Below are 15,733 nucleotides of genomic sequence, written 5' to 3'. Positions count from 1 at the left end.
CGCCGGGCTGGCGATAGCCTTGTGCGCATGACCATCGGACGCCGCCCCGCGCTCGAAGGCGCCTTCGCGACGTTCGCCCTCTTCACGGCGTTCGCCGGCCAGTTCTGGCGGAACCTCCTCGGCTGGTGGGGGTGGGGCGCGATCGTCGTCCTCATCCTCGTCGGCTCGGTCTGGCTCTGGATGGCGCGGCGGCCCGCCGTGTCGTGGCGCCGCGTGCCGAAGTCCACGCCGGCCTTCCTCCTCATCGCCACGCTCTCGCTCGCCTGGTCGGCCTACCCGGCCGGCACCGCGCTCGGGCTCGTCCTCACCTTCGTGCCGACGATCGTGGCGCTCTCGCTCACGCTGTCGCTGGGCTGGCACGGCTTCCTCCGCGCGTTGGCCGGTGCCCTGAAGTGGCTCCTGGCGCTCTCGCTGCTGTTCGAGCTCTGGGTCGCCGTGTTCGTGCGCGAGCCGCTGCTGCCGAACTTCCCCGACTTCGACCCCTCGGGCGACGTGCCGATGGCCTTCTACTGGTCGCGCGCGCTCCTGTTCGAGGGCGGCCCCGTCGAGGGCATCGTCGCGAGCCGGAACCTCCTGGCCATGGCCGCCCTCATCGCCGCGATCCTGTTCGCCGCGCTGCTGGCCAGCGGCGGCATGCGCCGCAGCCAGGGCATCGGATGGCTCGTGGTCGCAGGGCTCGTCCTCGCGCTCACGCGCTCGGCCACGGTCGTGCTCGTCGCGCTCGTCGTGCTCGCGGCGCTCGGCTTCGCGGTGTGGGCCCGCCGCGCCGGCCCCGAGCACCGACGTCGCGTGTACCTGACCGCGGCGGGCGCGCTCGTGGCATCCGTCGCCCTGCTCCTGATCGCCTGGAACGCGCTGCTCGGCCTGCTCGGCAAGAGCGAGGACCTGACCGGACGGCTCGACATCTGGGAGTCGGTCACCGCACTGGCCGTCGAGCGCCCGTGGTTCGGCTGGGGCTGGATCGGCTACTGGCAGCCGTGGGTCGAACCCTACGACGGCCTCGCGGTGCGCAACGGCGTCGAGTACCTGCAGGCGCACAACGCCTGGCTCGACGTCTGGATGCAGCTCGGCGTCGTCGGGCTCGTCGCGTTCGCCTCGATCGTGGTCGGCGCGCTCTGGCGCTCGTGGTTCCTCGCGGTCGACCCGCCGATGGACGAGCGCGGCCGCCCCATCCCGTACTCCGCCGCGTCGCTCATCCCGCTCCTCGTCCTCGTCGCGCTCATCGCGCAGTCGCTCGCCGAGAGCCGCATCCTCGTCGAGTCCGGGTGGATGCTGCTCCTCGCGATCGCCTGGGGCACCAAGCAGCGGCAGTGGGCGCCCGAGCCGCTGCCGCCCATGACGCCGACCCGGTGGCCGCGCCGCTTCGCGCGGCCCGGGGCGGCTCGGTGAGGAACGCGCTGCGCGAGTTCGCGGGCTCCGCGCGCTTCGCACAGGCGCTCACGCTCGTCGCCGTCGGGCTCGCGTTCTCCACGCACGCCGTCCGCGCCCTGATCGGGTGGCCGGGACTCATGGCCGCCGTCCTGACGCTGATCGTGCTCTGCGGGCTGTCGCTCGTCGCCCGCTGGCGCGCCGTCGAGTGGTACGGCATCCTGCCCCTGACCATCCTGCTGTTCGTCGGATGGTGCGCGGCCTCGGTGCTCTGGAGCGACACGCCGACGCTGACCCTGCTCGGCGTCGGTCATCTCGTCGCGTTCGGCGTGCTCGGCGTGTACGTCGCGCTCATGCGCGACACGATCCAGATCGTGCGCGCGTTCGGCGACGTCCTCCGCGTGCTGCTCGGGGTCTCGATCGGCCTCGAGGTCCTGTCGGGCGTGCTCATCGACCTGCCCATCGCGTTCCTCGGCATCCAGGGCGGCATCGCCGAGCTCGGGCCGATCCAGGGCATCTTCGGATCCCGCAACGTGCTCGGGTTCGTGGCCCTCATCGCGCTCATCACGTTCATCATCGAGTGGCGCACGCGCAGCGTGCAGCGCGGCCGGGCGATCGCGTCGCTCGTGCTCGCCTCGCTCTGCCTCCTGCTCGCCGGCTCGCCGACGACCTGGATCGCCCTCGGCGCGACCCTCGTGGCCCTGGCCGCGCTCTACGGGCTGCGCCGCGTGCCCGCGCACACGAGGTGGCGCTGGCAGCTGGCGCTGCTCCTCACGGGCCTCGCCGTCATCGTCGTCGGCTGGATCACGAGGATCCGGATCATCGAGCTGCTCGACGCGCGCGCGGAGTTCGACGTGCGCCTCGACGTCTGGCGCGAGGTCTCGCGCTACCTCGCGGCGAATCCGCTGCAGGGGTGGGGTTGGGTCGGGCGCTGGCCCGACGCCGCACCCTACGCCTGGGTGGAGGCGGCGGTCGGCCGCGACCTCTCGTCGGCGCTGAGCGCGTTCATCGACGCGTACTTCCAGGTCGGCGTGATCGGCGCGCTGATGTTCATCGGCCTGCTCGGCGTCGCACTGGTCCGGTCGTGGCTGCTCGCATCGTCGCGACGGAGCGTCGTGTACCTCTGGCCCGCGCTCGCACTCGTGGCGCTCGCCGTGACGAGCTTCGCCGAGAGCTTCGCCCTGCTCGAGGGTGGCTGGATGCTGCTGGTCGTCTGCGCCGTGAAGGCCGCGCGCGATATGAGCTGGCGGGACGCCCTCGCGTCCGCGTCGCGGTCGGCGGCGTAGGCCGGATCGCCCCGGATCAGACCGGCTGGACGAGGTCGCGCAGCACGTCCTGCGCCCCGAGGCCGTACCGCGTGTACCGGCCGGTTCGCCACTCCCGGAACACCAGGGGCACTCGACGCACGCGACCGGAGGGCAGCGCCGAGCGCACCTGCTCGTGGGCGAGCTTCGCGGCCAGGCGATCGGCGAGCGCCGGGCCCGACGCGGCGACGCCCGGCAACCGCTCGGCGAGGTCGGACGCCCGCGCGAGCAGGCGCGCGTTGCGCTCGGTCCGCGGCTCGCGGAGCTTGGCGATCCGGCCGGACCAGCCGAGCGCCGTCACGCCGATCTGGTTCGCGCCGTGCTGCCGGTAGCCGATCAGCCGGTCGGGCAGGACCGCGAGGCCGCCCGTGACCGAGGCGACCATCGCGAGCCACTCGTCGTGCACCCAGCTCGCGGGGAACGGCGCCGCGCGCTCGACGAGTCCGCGCCGGACCATGATCGTCGCGCCCGTCAGGAGGTTGCGGTGGAGCAGCTCGTCGAACGCGGCGGGGCCGCCGAGGCGCCCGCGCATCGCCTCGTCGAGGCCGAGCGTCGCGAACAGGGTCGCCCCGAGGTCGGCGCCGGCCGCGTCGATCAGGGCCGCGTCGGAGGCGACGAGCTGCACGGCGGGACCCTCGGCGAACACCTCGACCGCGCGGGCCACGCGATCGGGTCGCCACACGTCGTCCTGGTCGGCGAGCGCGACGAGGTCGCCCGTCGCGGCGCGGAGCGCCTGCTCGAAGTTCCGCGTCACGCCGAGCGCCGGGCGGTTCCTGAGCACGCGCAGCTCCGCGCTCCCGCCCGCCGCCCGGTGCTCCGCGACGATCCGCTCGGCCAGCGCCACGGTTCCGTCGGTCGACGCGTCGTCGCTCAGGACGATCTCGTCGACCGGATGCGTCTGGTCGAGGATGCTCTCGAGCTGGGCGCGCAGGAACCGTTCGCCGTCGTGGGTGCCGAGCGCGACCGAGACCCGCGGCGTCGCGGCGGCGTGGGCCGCGCCATCCGATCGATCGCTCATTCCCTGCGGAGCCCGACCTTCAGGACGCCGAGGAACATGCCCGCCATGACGGTCTGGGAGCCGAGCATCATGAACAGCGCGGCCAGCACGGCGGTGCGGATCGTGGTCGCGTCGAGCGGTCCGAACCCGGTGCCCGCCCAGACCGAGAACTGCCAGACCGCGATGCCCAGGCCGATGAGGAAGAGCGCGAGCCCGACGAGCGCGCCGCTCTCCAGGCTGATCCGGCGCTCGAGGCGATCGAAGTTGCGGGATCTCGGTATGCGGAACCCCTCGTGCTGGGCGTAGATCTTCGTCAGGATGGCGAAGAGGACCGACTGGTACCCCACCACGGTCAGGGCCGCGAGGTAGATCTGGCTGGATGCCCCGAGGCCGACCTCGCCGAACTCGATCGGCCCGAACGCGAGCAGCAGCGTGCCGAGCAGGCCAACGAGGAACGCCACCGCGCCCGGGATGAGGAAGAGCCAGCGCGGGCTGAAGATGAGCAGGAACCGGAGGTGGCGCCATCCATCGCGCCAGCTGCGCAGGTGCGGCGGCCGGCTCCGGCCGTCCTTGTCGAGCGTGGTCGGCACCTCGGCGACGCGAAGCCCGCCGAGCGTGGACTTCACCACGACCTCGCTGGCGAACTCCATGCCCGTGGTCTGGAGGTGGAGATCGAGGATCGCCCGTCGGTCGAAGCCGCGGAGGCCGCAGTGGAAGTCGCCGATCGGCGAGCGGAACAGCACGCGGCCGATGAGCGAGAGCACGGGGTTGCCGAGGTACTTGTGCAGCGGGGGCATCGCGCCCTCGGCGATGCCGCCCTTGAACCGGTTGCCCATCACGAGCTGGTCGCCGGCGCGGAGCCGCTGGACGAACGCGTCGAGGTTCGAGAAGTCGTAGCTGTCGTCGGCATCGCCCATGATCACGTACGTGCCCCGGGCGGCCTCGATGCCGCCCATCAGGGCGCTGCCGTACCCCTTCGCAGGGACGTCGACGACCCGGGCGCCGTGGGCCCGCGCGATGTCCTGGGAGCCGTCGGTTGAGCCGTTGTCGGCCACGATGACCTCGCCCGACACGCCGCTCCGCCGGAGGTAGCCGTTCGCCTTGTCGATGCACGTCGCGAGGGTCTCGGCCTCGTCGAGACACGGCATCACGATCGACAGCTCGATCGTGTCGGTGGCAGCGGGCATGCGGGGTCCTGTCGATACTGGCGAAGGCCCCACCATCGTACAGAATGAGTCATCGTGGACCTGGGACTCGTGGTGTCGACGATCGGCCGGATCGAGCGGCTCGAACGACTCCTCGACTCGCTCCGGGGGCGGCTCGTCGCCGGCGACGAACTGGTCGTCGTCGCGCAGTCCGAGCACGCCGCGGTGCGACGGCTCGTCGCCGGGTTCGACGCGGGCGGCGGGCGCGCCGTCGTGGCCACCTCCGGTCCCGGCGCAGCCCGCGGTCGCAACCACGGGGTCGCCGAGCTGCGCGGCTCCGACCCGCTCCTCGTGTTCCCCAACGATTCCACCTGGTTCCCGCCCGGCTCGCTCGAGCGCCTGCGCGCGCTGCCGCCGGACTTCGCCGCCGGGGCGATGACGGTCGTCGACGAGCACGGGCCGAAGTTCCGGCTGCCGGCCGCGCCGACCCCGCTCGACCGGTGGAACGCCTGGAGCGTGATCGAGATGGGCCTGCTCGTGCGCCGCCGCGTGTTCGACGAGATCGGCGGATTCGACCCCGACCTCGGCACGGGCGCGACCACGCCGTGGCAGGCCGGCGAAGCCACCGATCTCCTGCTGCGGCTCGCGGACCGGCGGCCCGACCTCGCCGCGGCGTTCACCTGGCTGCCCGAGGAGGTCGCGGTCGGCGGCATCGCCGACGCGCACGGCCTCGACCGGGCCGCACGGCGGCACAAGCTCCGTGCGTACGGGCGCGGCCTCGGGCTCGTCGTGACCCGCTGGCGGTACCCGCTCGCGTGGCGGCTGGCGTTCATCGGCGGCGGACTCGCGTTCGGGCTCCGCCATCGCGGGTACGCGCCGCTCGACGGATGGTGGGTGTTCGTCGGCCGGCTCGAGGGCGCGCTCGGCCGGCCGCTCGGCCGGCCGGTGCAGGTCGCGGCGGTGCGGCGATGAGCCTCGAGGGGCCCGCGCCCATGCGGCTGCGGCGCGCGACGATGAGCGCGATCACCCTCCTCGGCGGCGTCTCGCTCGCGGTCATCCCCGCGGCGACCGTCTCGATCGCCTCCCGGCTCTTCACGACCGCCGAGCAGGGCGCCGTGGCGGTCGCCGTCACGGTCGCCACGTTCGCCGGGCAGCTGGCCTTCGCGGTCATCGTGGAGTCGCGGCTGAGCTCGGCCGGCACGGCACGGCGGGTCGTGTTCCCGGTCTGGCTCGCCGCGGCATCCATCGTCGCGGGCCTCGCGATCGTGCTGGCCGGGCCGAACGCGGTCGTGCTGTGCGTCGGCCTGCCCGTGCTCGTCGCCGCGCTCGAGGTCGGCCGCGGGGTGTCGGTCGCGGAACGCCTCGACGGCCGCGAGATCTGGGCGTCGCTGCTCGTCGGGGTCGGCGCGCTCGCGGGCGTCCTGGCGGGCTTCGCCGGCCTGGAGTGGGCGCTGGTCCCCCTCGTCGGCGGCATCGTCGCCGCCACCGTCGTCCGCTGCCTCCCCGTCGAGCACCGGGCGAGTCGCCCCGAGCCGCGCGTGATGGGCTGGGTCATCGCCGACACCGCGATCACCGGGTCGGTCTACCCGCTGCTGAACTCGATGATCCTCGCGTTCATCGGCCCGCAGGAGGCCGTGCTCTTCGCGGCGATCTCCACGGTCTCGGGCCTGCTCGCGATCCCGTTGAACTTCATGCGGCTGCGGCTGCTCAAGGAGCACTCCACCCTCGACATCGTCGTCTCGGGCGCCGCGGTGGTCGGCGCCGTGGCGGCCCTGCTCGTCGCCGAGGCGCTGGGGGTGTTCGGCTTCCTGTTCGGCGAGGCGTGGTCGTCGTCCGCGACCCTGGTCCCCCTCCTCGTGGCGTGCGCCTGGCGCGCCGCGTCGCTCGCCACCACCATCCCGTTCGCCGCCCTCCGCCGGCGCGGCGAGGTCGCGCTCGTGACCGGCCTCCGTGCCGTGGTCTCGGTCCTGACGTTCGGGTTCGCGGCCCTGGGGCTCGCGACCGGCGAGCTCGCCGCGGTGTTCGCGGGCCTGCTCGTGGCCGAGCTGCTCTCCGCGGTGGTCTACGAGGCGGCGAGACGGCGCCGTTCCGCAGCGGTCGAACGGGCCGCGCGCGAGGCGGACGGACCGGGCGCATGAGCCCCGGACCGCTCCCCCGTCGTCGCGTCCTCGTCGACCTGGTCTTCTACACCGGCACCAAGGGCGGCATGGAGACCTACGCGCGCGAGGTCTACTCGCGACTCGACGCGGCCGACCCCGAGCTCGAGTACGTGGGGTTCGCCTCCTCCGAGCTCGCGGGCGCGGGCGCGCCCTGGTTCCCGGGCGCCGTCGTCGACTCGGGCGTGCGCGGCGACGACCGGGCCGCGTGGGCGCGCTCGGAGCTCTTCGGCGTGGCCCGGGCGGCGCGCCGGCACGGCGCCGACCTCGTGCACTGCCCGGCCAACTTCGGCCCGTTCCGATCTCGCGTGCCGGTCCTGCTGACGGTGCACGACCTGCTCGCGTTCCGGCATCCCGAGTACGTGCCGGGCGCGTACTCGCGCATCCTCCGTGCCATGGTCCGCGCGGCGGCGCGGAACGCCCGCCGGGTGCTGACGGTCAGTCGCGCCTCCCGCGACGACGTCGTGCGCCACCTCGGCATACCGGCCGACCGCGTCACCGTGACGCCGCTCGCGGGTTCCGCCCCGTTCCCCGGGCTCCGCGTGGCGCGGCGCGACGACCTCCTGCTGGCCGTGGGCAATCGCATGCCCCACAAGGGCTTCGAGACGCTGCTCGAGGCCGTGGCGCGCATCGAGCCCGGCCGGCGGCCGCGCCTCGTGATCACGGGCAGCCACGGCGACGACCCGCTCGCGCCGGTCGTCGCGCGGCTGGGCATCGGCGACCGGGTCGAGCTGCGCGGATGGCTCGCCGACGACGAGCTCGAGCGCCTGTATGCCCAGGCGACCGCGCTCGTGTTCCCCACGCGCTTCGAGGGGTTCGGCCTGCCTCCGCTCGAGGCGATGGCCCGGGGCTGCCCCGTGATCCTGTCGGACCTGCCGGTGCTGCGAGAGGTCGCCGCGGACGCCGGACGCTACGTCGACCCGGCCGACCCCGGCGCGATCGCGCGCGCCATCCAGGAGCTGCTCGACTCGCCCGCCGAGCGCGAGCGGATGTCGCAGGCCGGGCTCGTGCGCGCTGCGGCCTTCTCCTGGGAGGCGACGGCCGACGCCACGCGCGCCGCACTGCTCGGCGTGCTCGGACCCCGCGTCAGCGGCTGAGTCGCGAGAGGAGCTCGTCGACGGAACGGGCGAGCCCCCGGTCGAGGCGTTCGCGCTCGAACCAGGCGAGCGTCGACTCGCGCATCGCCCGGCCCGCCCGCAGCACGCGCACGACGGCGGCGCCCAGCGAGGCCGCCGACGCGTCGGGCGCGATCTCGCCGTTGACGCCCGGGTCGACGAGGTCGGCCGCCGCGTTGTCGGCGCCCGCGACCACGACGCTCGGCGTCGCCGCCGAGGCCGCCTCGACGACCACGAGTCCGAACCCCTCGCGGACCGAGGGGTTCACGAGCACGTGCGCCTGGCGGTACAGCCGACCCAGCTCGACGTCGTCGACGCGGCCGAGGAACCGCACCGCGTCGGCGACGCCCGCCGCAGCGGCCGCATTTCGCACCCGATCGGTCTCGGGACCGTCGCCGACGATGCGGAGCTCGAGGTCGGGCACGTCGCGTCGAGCCGCGGCGAGTGCGGCGGGCAGCACGTCGAGCCGCTTGTCGGGGATGTGCCGGCCGACGAAGAGCGCGACGGGCAGGGCGGGGCGGTCGGGGGTCGCGTCGGACCGAGCGCCGACGAGGTCGACGAGGCCCAGGACGACCGGGTCGGCCGACCGTCGCAGGCGACGGATCCGCTCGCGCGTGAACCGGCTGTTGACCGTGTGCACGTCGCCGAGCCGGAGCGCCAGCGACTGCAGGACCCACGCGATCGAGCCCGTGAGCGCACCGGCGTACGAGCGCCACTTCGCCCACGGCCACACCTCGAGCCAGTCGACCGCGATGCGCGTCGGCGTGCCGAGCAGGGCCAGTCGGACCGTGAACACGTTGAGCACCGGCAGGGCGGCGACGACCACGTCGTCGTAGGCGCGCCGGTGGCGGACGAAGTGGCGGAACAGTGCGAGGGCGAAGGCGACGGCGCTGGAAGCGGTCCGCGTGCCCGCGGCGTCGTGGATCTCGCCGCGCCAGACGCCGACGACGTCGAAGCCCGCCGGCGGCGGGTCGCCCGGATGCCACACCGTCCGGGTGACGTACGTGACCCGCACGCCGCGCTCGACGAGCAGCTCCGCCATCCGTCGGTACACCCGCTCGCCGCCCCCGGTCTGGAACGGGAAGAGGCAGTCGTACGCGATGGCGATCCTGCGCTCAGCCTCGGGCATCGACCGCCGTCCCGTCCGTCGGCGCGGCAGCGGGCTCCTCGTCGGGGTCGCGGCGGGCGGCCACGCGCGCGAGCCACCCGACGAGCACGACGAGGGCGACCGAGCCGGCCGCGTAGGCGGCGAGGAGGACCGGCCAGCCGAGGGGCGGCTGCCACTGCGGATCCGTGAACATCGTCCCCACGGCCGAGTCGAGCCCGACGACGTAGCGGATGAGCACGAACCAGAACGAATAGAGGCCGAACGCGGCGATGAGCGACGCGCCGATCGGCGCGACCCGCGGGGAGAGGTACGCCGACCGTCGCGCCTCGCGACCCGAGAGCAGCCAGCCCGCCACGATGAGCACGCCGAGGTAGAGGAAGATGCTGTAGCGGCCCTGCCAGATGATGCCCGTCTGCGAGACGCTGCGCGCCTGCACGGCGATCGGCACCAGCCACGCCGCCGCCACGACCGCGGCGAACACGAGCGTGCTCCGGCGGCCGAGCGCCGTGAACGCGAGCACGACCGGCACCGCGACCGCCGCCGCGATGAGCCAGTACGTCCAGGCGGGCAGCTCCGTGTCGAGCCAGCCGAACCATCCGGCGGCCTGCTGCAGGTGATCGGGCGTCATCCGGATCATGTATCCGATGCCCGCGAGCGGGCCCTCGCCCACGAGGGGCGCGTCGCCCGGCTCCGCCTGGCTCGACAGTGATCCGGCGACCAGCGTCCAGAGGATCGAGAAGGCGCCTCCGGCGGCGATGGCGACGAGCCACGGGAGGCTCGACCGAGCCGTGAACAGCCGCCGCACCGGCCCCCAGCCGGCGACGAGCCCCCCGAGCGCGACGATCACGACGACCCAGAGCGGCCCGAGCGCGCGGACGTTGGCGACGAGGATCGCCGAGACGGCGACGATCCACCAGACCGCCGCGCGCGGCACCTGCGACGCCGCGGATCGCGTCGCCGCACCGGGACCGGCCGTCTCGAGGAGCCTGAGGACACCGACCCACAGGGCGACGGATGCCGCGATCTCGAGCCCGTTCGGGTTCACCGAGCCGATCAGGTACAGGTTCATGGGCGCCGCCGCGAACGCGACGCCGAGCGGCAGCCAGCGCGCCCGGCGCCCGGACACCGCGAGCAGGAAGGCGCACGCGAGGAACGCGGACCCGATCAGCGCGCCGACGATCCGCATCGCGTGCACCGCGGCGTTGCCTTCGAGGAACAGGCTGGGCCAACCGACCAGGTAGTAGTACACCGGGTTGTACGCCCCGACCCACGTGTTGAACCAGGCCTGCCCGTCGGCACCGAAGTCGACGGCACAGGCGGCGCTCACCTCGGGGCGCATGGCGTAGCAGACCGTATCGGAGCTGTAGTGGTAGCCCGGGGGCAGGTCGACGATGATGTGCCTCACGTCGGGGAGGGTGTACCCGACGACCTGCCCGCGCACCTGGGCGATGGCCTTGGTGGCATGCGCGTTCTCGTCGGGTGCACTGAACACCGGCGAAGCGAGCGACCAGACCACGGAGAGCAGGGCGAAGACCGCGAACGCCGCGAGGAACACGCCCGCCGGGCGCGGCGCCGGCGGATCCTGCGCCGTGATCCGCTGCGCCTCATCCGATGGCCCGGAATGACCGTGGGGAATGCGCATCATCCTGTCTCTCGAATCTCGAGGGTCGCGCCCGGTCGTCGCACCGAGGCGCGGCACCGATCCGAGTCCGGAGTTTCCGACGCGACCGGTGCGTGCCGACCGGGTCGTCAGTCGCTCGATACCGGCCCGGCTTCGCTCGCGACGGATTCGGATAGCGCAATTGCTAGGATCACATCATGCTCCCCGCCCTCGAACGAACGCTAATCGTGCTGCCTGCCTTCAATGAAGAGGCGACGGTCGGCGACGTGGTTCGGGAGGTGCTCTCGACCTTGCCGGGCGTGCACTGCCTCGTCGTCGACGACGGTTCGAGCGACCAGACGTCGGTGCGTGCACGGGAGGCGGGCGCGTCCGTGGCCGTCCTCCCGTTCAACCTCGGGGTCGGCGGCGCGATGCGCCTGGGCTTCAAGTACGCGCTCCGGAACGGCTACGACAACGTCGTGCAGATCGATGCCGACGGGCAGCACGATCCCCGGTCGGTTCCCGCGCTGCTCTCGGCACTGCAGGAGGCCGACCTCGTGATCGGCGCCCGGTTCGCAGGCGAGGGCGACTACCGGGTGCGCGGACCGAGACGCTGGGCGATGAAGCTGCTGGCCCACTCGCTCAGCCGCACGGCCCGCACGACGCTCACCGACACGACCTCCGGGTTCAAGGCGTGCGGGCCGCGCGCGACCCGGCTGTTCGCGGAGCAGTATCCGGCGGAGTACCTCGGCGACACGATCGAGGCGCTGGTGATCGCTGCGCGTCACGGGTACGTGATCACGCAGGTCCCCGTGGCGATGCGGCCGCGGGCCGGCGGACAACCTTCGCACAACCCCTTCAAGGCCGCCGCGTACCTCGGGCGCGCGGTGGTCGCCCTCGGCTTCGCCCTCGCCCGTCCCGCGACCCCCGCCCACATGGAGGCCTGACGTGAGCATCGCACTCTACCTGCTGGGCATCGTCTCGGCGCTCGTCGTGCTCGTGGTGGTCATCGAGCTCCTCCGACGGCGGCGCCTCCGCGAGCGTCACGCGCTCTGGTGGCTCGTCGCGGGCCTGCTCGCGCTGCTGATCGGGATCTTCCCCCAGATCCTGGTCTGGGCGGCGAACCTGATCGGGGTGGAGATCCCGACGAACCTCATCTTCTTCGTCAGCCTCGCGATCCTCATCCTGGTGAGCATCCAGCACAGTGCGGAACTGACGGATCTCGAAGGCGAGACCCGGACCCTCGCCGAGGAGGTCGCCATCCAGGAGCTCCGCATCCGAGAACTCGAGGAACGGCTCGACGCTCGCACCAACCCTCGCGAGACCTGAGCCATTGCTAGGATAGCCGCGGCCATTTCGAGCCACGGCCGTGTGGAGACTCTCATCGCAAGCAGACTCGTGGGCAGCGCCCCGTTGCTCGTCGCCGCCGTCGTCAGCGGCCTTGCCGGTCTCGTCGTCACCTGGGTCGTCGCCGCCATCGCCGGACCGGCGGTGTACGCGGAGTTCGCGGTCTTCTGGGCCCTGCTCTTCTTCATGGTGAGCGTCCTCTTCGGCGTGCAGCAGGAGACCGCGCGCGGCGTGGCCTCGGTCGTCCACGCCGCAGCGGAGGCCCCCCGCGCGAGTGCGTCTCCATGGCGCCGGCTCCTCGTGGGCGCCGGCGTCGTCGCCGTGGTCGTGCTCGCCGTCCTCGCCGCGCTCGCCCCGTCGACGCTCGGTTCCTCCTGGGTGGTGTGGTCCGTCCCGATCCTCGTCGCGGTTCCCTGCTACGTCTTCGTCGCGGGCATCCAGGGCGCGTTGGCGGGCACCGAGCGCTGGCTCGATCTCGCGCTGCTGCTGACCGTCGATGCGGTGCTGCGTCTCGCATTCACCCTCGTCGCGCTGTGGGTCGACGGCGGAGCCGCCGCGCTCGCCTGGTCCACCGTGCTCCCCATCCCGCTGACGGTCCTGATCGGCGTCATCCGCGGCGGCCGACGCCTCCGGTCGGTCCGCGTCGACACGGTACGAGACGGTGCGTTCTACTGGAACACCCTTCGCGCGGTCTTCGCCGGGATCGGCGCCGCCTTCTTCGTCGCGGGATTCCCCGCGGTGCTGGCGTTGTTCGCCGGCGCGACGCCCTCCGCGGAGTTCGCGACGCTGGTACTGGCGATCACCCTGACCCGCGCGCCGCTGCTGATGCCGCTCAGCGCCATCCAGTCCCTGCTCGTCGTCCGGTTCACTGCGATCGACCCCGCCCGGCACCTCCGCTCGGAGCTCGCCCTGCTCGGCATCGTCGCCGTCGTCGGGATCCTCGGCGCAGCGCTCGGCGCACTGATCGGCCCTCCCCTGCTCGCCGCCGTGTTCGGTGCGGCCTATCAGGTCGAGCCCATGACCGTGTTCGCCCTCGTCATCGCGGCCACCGCCATCGCCTGGCTCTACGTCACCGGACCCGCGACGCTCGCCCGCCACCTCCACACGCCGTACTCGGTCGGGTGGGCCGTCGCGGCCGTCGTCGCCGTGGCGTGCCTCGCGCTGCCGGGACCGCTCGAAGGCAGGGCGGTGCTCTCCCTCCTCGCCGGACCGCTGTGCGGCGTGGTGATCCACATCGTCGCGCAGGCCGTGTCGCTGCGCCGCCGGTCGCGGGAGCCGCAGACGAGCCTCGACCCGCAGGAGGAACCGCGTTGATCCAGCACATCGCACTCGTCGTGAACAACTACCCGCCTCGGGTCGGGGGACTCGAGAAGCACGTCAGCGCCCTGGCCGACCAGCTGGCCGCGCTCGGGCATCGCGTCACCGTCTTCACCGTCTCGGGCGAGCCCGGCGTCGGCGTCGAGGCCGGCGTACGGGTGCATCGCCTGCCGCGCCGCTTCCCCATCGCCGACGTCATCTCCTTCCCGCCGCTGGGAACGACCAGGCGTCTGACCTCCGCGCTGAGGGAACAGGGCGTCACCGTCGTCTCGACCCACACGCGCTTCTTCCCCCTGACCTGGATCGGCATCCGCGCGGCCCGCCGCGCCGGCGTGCCGTCCATCCACACCGAGCACGGATCGGACTTCGTGCGCTCGCCCTCGCGGGTGATCGAGTTCGCGAGCCGGATGGTCGACCTCACGCTCGGCCGGCAGGCGCTGCGCCGTGCCACGAAGGTCCTGGCGGTCTCGAAGGACGCCGCCGAGTTCGTCACGCGCCTTTCCGGCCGCGATTCGACGCTGTTCCACAACGCGATCGATCTCGCGGAGTGGAACGTCCCGGCGTCCGCACGTCCGCCGCGACCCACGCGACTCGTGTTCGTCGGGCGACTCGTGCCCGGCAAGGGCTGGGACACGTTCCTCGCGGTCTGCGCAGCCCTCCAGGGAAGCTTGCGCGAATCGGGTGTCACCGGTCACGTACTCGGCGGAGGCCCCGATCTCGAGCGTTGCCGCCGGCAGGTGGATGCGCTCGGTCTCGCCGATCTCGTGCGAGTCCACGGGCCGGTCGAATCGGAGACGGTCCGCGACACGCTGGCCGGAGCAGTACTGGTCAACGCCTCCGTGCTCGCCGAGGGCTTCGGGATCATCCTCCTCGAGGCGGCGGCCGTCGGCGCGCAGATCGTCTCGTACCCCGTTCCCGCCGCGACCGCGCTGCTCGAGCACGGGGCGCCGGTGCGGCTCGTCAACTCGACCGACACCGACGAGCTCGCGGAGCAGGTCGCGAGTGCGCTCGCCGACCCGAAGCCCGCCGTCACGGCGGAGGCCCTCGACGAATGGTCGTGGGAGGCCCGGGCCCGCGAGTACGCCGACCTGGTGGACGACGTGGTCGTCGGCACCCGCGCCTGAGCCGCCAGCGCTCCGGACGTCCGGCGCGCTGGCGGCAGGCGTCCGGTTCCGCGATCATGGAGGCATCGGACCGACCGGCCCGCCATCGTCTGGAGGTCGTGGATGCTCGGACGCACGCTGTCAGCCGTCATCGTGGTGGAGGTTGCGCTCGTCATGGGCACGGCGGGTCCGGCCGTCTCCACGGAATGCGAACCTGCATCGAATCTCGCCGAGTGCGCGGTCGCCGTAGCGGACTCCGAGAATGCCGCGACGGAGCAGACGGCCGACAAGGCGATCGACGGGATCGCGGACGGACATCCGGGTGACCACACGGCGGAGTGGGCCACCGTCGGCGGGCGGGAGGACAGCACGCTCAGCCTGACCTGGCAGTCGCCCCAGCAGATCGGTTCCGTCGTGCTCGTCGATCGGCCGAACCTCGACGACGACGTCACGGGCGGAACGCTCGCCTTCTCCGATGGCAGCACCGTGCTCGTGCCGCCGCTCCCTGACAACGGCGAGCCGCTCGCCCTGGAGTTCTCGCCACGTGAGACGTCGTCGCTCCGGTTCACCGTCACGTCGGTGGGCGCCGACACGTACAACATCGGACTGTCGGAGATCGAGGTGCATGCCGCGCAGACTGCCGCGTCGATGCTCGGAACCGCCCGGAACTTCGCCCAGGCGGGGTCCGCGGTGCAGATCCGTCCGACGGCGGTGGCGACCCTCGAGACCGACGATGACGATGTCCGGCCCCTGCGGCTCGAGGTGGAGCTCGAGGGCCTCGGCGGAACTGCCGCGGTCGGCCCTTCGGATTTCGCGATCGTCGATGGCGCCGGGAACCGGTATCGGTCGACCGACGGCTCTGACGACGGCGTCGACCCGCTGTGCGGCCAGGCGCTGGAGGCGGGAGGCACCGCTGGAGGGGCGGTGTACTTCGAGCTGCCCCGGCGGGCACGCGGCCTCCTCATCGCCTACTGGCCGGTCGGCTCCGACCGGGCCGTGGCGAACTGGACCCTGAACGCTCCGTGACGGTGGATCGACCCTTCCGGGTGTGGATCCCACCTGCCCGGAGCCGCCCGATCCGCGGCACGCCGCCGGATGCCCCAATGCGGGGGTAATCCGTATGGTATAAGGCGCCGCCGCGGCCCCACGGTGTTATCTTCGGCGTACCTTTCG

Annotated in this window: 14 protein-coding genes; 10 read left to right on the top strand and 4 right to left on the bottom strand. The window is 72.9% G+C overall.

What is annotated here, in order from left to right:
- The first annotated feature begins 27 nt into the window (after positions 1–27).
- Together ACZ4TW_RS12680 and ACZ4TW_RS12675 are read left to right on the top strand one after the other, a co-directional pair.
- Positions 28–1,389 carry an O-antigen ligase family protein gene (locus ACZ4TW_RS12680; protein ID WP_465543086.1) on the top strand — a complete coding sequence of 454 codons (1,362 nt, stop codon included), beginning with the start codon at positions 28–30 and terminating at the stop codon, positions 1,387–1,389.
- Positions 1,386–2,654, top strand: a complete 1,269-nt coding sequence (locus ACZ4TW_RS12675; RefSeq protein WP_465543085.1) for an O-antigen ligase family protein — start codon at positions 1,386–1,388, stop codon at positions 2,652–2,654. The genes ACZ4TW_RS12680 and ACZ4TW_RS12675 overlap by 4 nt, the downstream gene beginning before the upstream one ends.
- A gap of 16 nt (positions 2,655–2,670) precedes the next feature.
- Here the strand turns inward: ACZ4TW_RS12675 and ACZ4TW_RS12670 are convergent, their stop codons facing one another.
- Positions 2,671–3,690, bottom strand: coding sequence for a glycosyltransferase family 2 protein (locus ACZ4TW_RS12670; protein WP_465543084.1), 1,020 nt, complete (start codon positions 3,688–3,690; stop codon positions 2,671–2,673).
- Positions 3,687–4,856: a glycosyltransferase family 2 protein gene (locus ACZ4TW_RS12665; RefSeq protein WP_465543083.1), complete on the bottom strand. Its 1,170-nt coding sequence runs from the start codon at positions 4,854–4,856 to the stop codon at positions 3,687–3,689. Before ACZ4TW_RS12665 ends, ACZ4TW_RS12670 begins: the two co-directional genes overlap by 4 nt.
- A gap of 54 nt (positions 4,857–4,910) precedes the next feature.
- Here ACZ4TW_RS12665 and ACZ4TW_RS12660 point away from each other — a divergent pair, with 54 nt between their 5' ends.
- From ACZ4TW_RS12660 to ACZ4TW_RS12650, 3 genes are read left to right on the top strand one after another with little or no spacing between them, the layout of a single operon-like run.
- Positions 4,911–5,786: a glycosyltransferase family 2 protein gene (locus ACZ4TW_RS12660; protein WP_465543082.1), complete on the top strand. Its 876-nt coding sequence runs from the start codon at positions 4,911–4,913 to the stop codon at positions 5,784–5,786.
- A gap of 41 nt (positions 5,787–5,827) precedes the next feature.
- Positions 5,828–6,952, top strand: a complete 1,125-nt coding sequence (locus ACZ4TW_RS12655; protein ID WP_465543081.1) for a hypothetical protein — start codon at positions 5,828–5,830, stop codon at positions 6,950–6,952.
- On the top strand, positions 6,949–8,067 hold the full coding sequence (locus ACZ4TW_RS12650) for a glycosyltransferase family 4 protein (RefSeq protein ID WP_465543080.1): 1,119 nt from the start codon (positions 6,949–6,951) through the stop codon (positions 8,065–8,067). Before ACZ4TW_RS12655 ends, ACZ4TW_RS12650 begins: the two co-directional genes overlap by 4 nt.
- On the opposite strand, the gene ACZ4TW_RS12645 is transcribed toward ACZ4TW_RS12650, so the two are convergent.
- Together ACZ4TW_RS12645 and ACZ4TW_RS12640 are read right to left on the bottom strand one after the other, a co-directional pair.
- Positions 8,057–9,214 (bottom strand): glycosyltransferase family 4 protein, encoded by a 1,158-nt coding sequence (locus ACZ4TW_RS12645; RefSeq protein WP_465543079.1) that lies wholly within the window; start codon positions 9,212–9,214, stop codon positions 8,057–8,059. The two genes, ACZ4TW_RS12650 and ACZ4TW_RS12645, sit on opposite strands and share 11 nt — an antisense overlap.
- Positions 9,201–10,838 (bottom strand): DUF2142 domain-containing protein, encoded by a 1,638-nt coding sequence (locus ACZ4TW_RS12640; protein ID WP_465543078.1) that lies wholly within the window; start codon positions 10,836–10,838, stop codon positions 9,201–9,203. The genes ACZ4TW_RS12645 and ACZ4TW_RS12640 overlap by 14 nt, the downstream gene beginning before the upstream one ends.
- A gap of 173 nt (positions 10,839–11,011) precedes the next feature.
- Here ACZ4TW_RS12640 and ACZ4TW_RS12635 point away from each other — a divergent pair, with 173 nt between their 5' ends.
- From ACZ4TW_RS12635 to ACZ4TW_RS12615, 5 genes are all read left to right on the top strand, one after another.
- The gene (locus ACZ4TW_RS12635; RefSeq protein ID WP_465543077.1) at positions 11,012–11,740 is read left to right on the top strand and encodes a glycosyltransferase family 2 protein; all 729 of its coding nucleotides are present in this window, start codon (positions 11,012–11,014) and stop codon (positions 11,738–11,740) included.
- A gap of 1 nt (position 11,741) precedes the next feature.
- Positions 11,742–12,122 (top strand): DUF2304 family protein, encoded by a 381-nt coding sequence (locus tag ACZ4TW_RS12630; RefSeq protein WP_465543076.1) that lies wholly within the window; start codon positions 11,742–11,744, stop codon positions 12,120–12,122.
- 69 nt (positions 12,123–12,191) lie between these two features.
- Positions 12,192–13,454: a hypothetical protein gene (locus ACZ4TW_RS12625; protein WP_465543075.1), complete on the top strand. Its 1,263-nt coding sequence runs from the start codon at positions 12,192–12,194 to the stop codon at positions 13,452–13,454.
- A complete protein-coding gene (locus ACZ4TW_RS12620) occupies positions 13,451–14,581 on the top strand; it encodes a glycosyltransferase family 4 protein (RefSeq protein WP_465543074.1) in 1,131 nt (376 codons plus the stop codon). Before ACZ4TW_RS12625 ends, ACZ4TW_RS12620 begins: the two co-directional genes overlap by 4 nt.
- A 102-nt stretch (positions 14,582–14,683) precedes the next feature.
- The gene (locus ACZ4TW_RS12615) at positions 14,684–15,586 is read left to right on the top strand and encodes a DUF7402 domain-containing protein (RefSeq protein WP_465543073.1); all 903 of its coding nucleotides are present in this window, start codon (positions 14,684–14,686) and stop codon (positions 15,584–15,586) included.
- Positions 15,587–15,733 lie beyond the last annotated feature (147 nt).

The sequence above is a fragment of the Agromyces sp. NPDC029043 genome (assembly GCF_055564615.1).
The sequence above is the reverse complement of the archived record's forward strand: the minus strand, read 5'-3'. Positions and strand labels throughout refer to the sequence as shown.

Coding starts and splice junctions, on each gene's coding strand:
- ACZ4TW_RS12640 (WP_465543078.1), bottom strand. CDS start 10,838: ATGATGCGCATTCCCCACGGTCATTCCGGGCCATCGGATGAGGCGCAG.
- ACZ4TW_RS12680 (WP_465543086.1), top strand. CDS start 28: ATGACCATCGGACGCCGCCCCGCGCTCGAAGGCGCCTTCGCGACGTTC.
- ACZ4TW_RS12655 (WP_465543081.1), top strand. CDS start 5,828: ATGAGCGCGATCACCCTCCTCGGCGGCGTCTCGCTCGCGGTCATCCCC.
- ACZ4TW_RS12670 (WP_465543084.1), bottom strand. CDS start 3,690: ATGAGCGATCGATCGGATGGCGCGGCCCACGCCGCCGCGACGCCGCGG.
- ACZ4TW_RS12645 (WP_465543079.1), bottom strand. CDS start 9,214: ATGCCCGAGGCTGAGCGCAGGATCGCCATCGCGTACGACTGCCTCTTC.
- ACZ4TW_RS12650 (WP_465543080.1), top strand. CDS start 6,949: ATGAGCCCCGGACCGCTCCCCCGTCGTCGCGTCCTCGTCGACCTGGTC.
- ACZ4TW_RS12615 (WP_465543073.1), top strand. CDS start 14,684: ATGCTCGGACGCACGCTGTCAGCCGTCATCGTGGTGGAGGTTGCGCTC.
- ACZ4TW_RS12635 (WP_465543077.1), top strand. CDS start 11,012: ATGCTCCCCGCCCTCGAACGAACGCTAATCGTGCTGCCTGCCTTCAAT.
- ACZ4TW_RS12665 (WP_465543083.1), bottom strand. CDS start 4,856: ATGCCCGCTGCCACCGACACGATCGAGCTGTCGATCGTGATGCCGTGT.